Here is a 1,413-nt window from a genome sequence, read left to right as displayed (position 1 = left end):
CAGGAGATACTGTGTTAAAAAGCAAGGAAGTGAGCAAGTTTTTTTACCTTTAGGCGCCTTTAAGGAGAGCCTTTGGGTTCATCCTGCGTAGCCTCGGCCCCTCAACTGGTCGGGGCTACTTCTTTTTCCAGGCAATGGGCCGGATGGTAGTGCGGGTCATAGGCGCAATCGTTCTTCCAGAGCGAGTGGCAGAGTAACAGCAGCTTGCGCATGACGGCAATGACGCCGGGCTTGCCGCTGGGTTGGCGCGCTCGCAGCCGGGCGTAAAAGGCCATTTGCTGGGGGTTGAAGCGTAAGCTGCTCACCGCTGGCAGATAGAGTGCCGTCCGCAAGCGTACGTTACCGCGGCGCGAAATGCGCGTGGCCCCGGCCGAGAGGCCACTTTGCCGCTGCACCACATCCAGGCCGGCATAGGAGGCGAGTTGCCGTTCGTTTTCCATTAACCCGAAGCCGTTGGTTTCGGCGACTACCACGATAGCCGTGGTCAGGCCAATACCCGGCACACTGGTCAGGTACGCCAGCTTACGAGCCAGTTTTGGCTCGGTAGCTAGTAGCGCGGCCAGGTCTTGGCCTATCGCTTTTAACTGCTGACTAAGTAGTTGCAGCCGAGTTGCCAACCGGTCCAAGGTGCGCGCATCCGGCTGATAACTATGCTGGTAAGCATGGCGTTGCGCTTTAAGTCGAACAGCCTGCTGGGTGAGGTTCTGCCGTTCGCGGGAGAGGACCCGCAGCTGGCGCAGGGCAGGCGTGGGTGGCTGCCAGGCGGGCAGGGCACGTTCCAGGCCTAGGCGACAGAGCAGGCGGGCATCGAGTTGGTCCGTTTTACTCTTCTGCTCTGTACTCTGCGCAAAGTGCTTGACTTTGTTTGGGAGCAAAACGCTGAGGGCTTGTCCGTTGTCAGCTAAAAAGTAGGCGAGTTCTTCGTAGTACACGCCCCTCGCTTCCACCACGAACCACTGCGGAGCCGCTCCTATCTGCTGTTTGGCCGTCCAGACCAACAGCGCCGTGAAGCCTGCCAGCGTGTTCGCAAAACTGGTTTCTTTGCCGAAGGACAAGTGCTGGCTTGTATCGATATGGCCGAAACAAGCCACAAAGGTGTCTTTGGCAATGTCAATGCCCACGACATACTTAAGCGGGGTAATAGGGGAAGTAGCAGCGCGCATAAACAAGGGGGGAATAAATGAAACACGCAGCCAGTCAGGTTTTTACCGCAACTATTCTTGTACAAATACGGGATGCTGAAGCGAACCGAGCTCCCTCCATACTGTGCAGTCTTCAGGCAAAAACGAGAAACGAGGCACAGGTTCTCCTGTACACGGTCGACACCAAAGAGCCGCCGTTAGAGAATAATAGTGTCCTCGTTTCCTTTTCTGGCTACCTCTCTACTTGAAAGGCAGGGCAATCATACAAGAG

The 1,413-nt window shown here is 56.3% G+C and carries 1 protein-coding gene; it reads right to left on the bottom strand.

The features are described 5' to 3' along the window. Positions 1-101: 101 nt before the first annotated feature. Positions 102-1,163, bottom strand: coding sequence for an IS110 family RNA-guided transposase (locus J4G38_RS28240; protein ID WP_226164154.1), 1,062 nt, complete (start codon positions 1,161-1,163; stop codon positions 102-104). Between the last annotated feature and the right edge of the window lie 250 nt (positions 1,164-1,413).

Origin of the sequence: Hymenobacter terricola, assembly GCF_017921975.2 — a bacterium.
In the GTDB taxonomy this organism is placed as follows: Bacteria; Bacteroidota; Bacteroidia; order Cytophagales; family Hymenobacteraceae; genus Hymenobacter; species Hymenobacter terricola.
The sequence above is the reverse complement of the archived record's forward strand: the minus strand, read 5'-3'. Positions and strand labels throughout refer to the sequence as shown.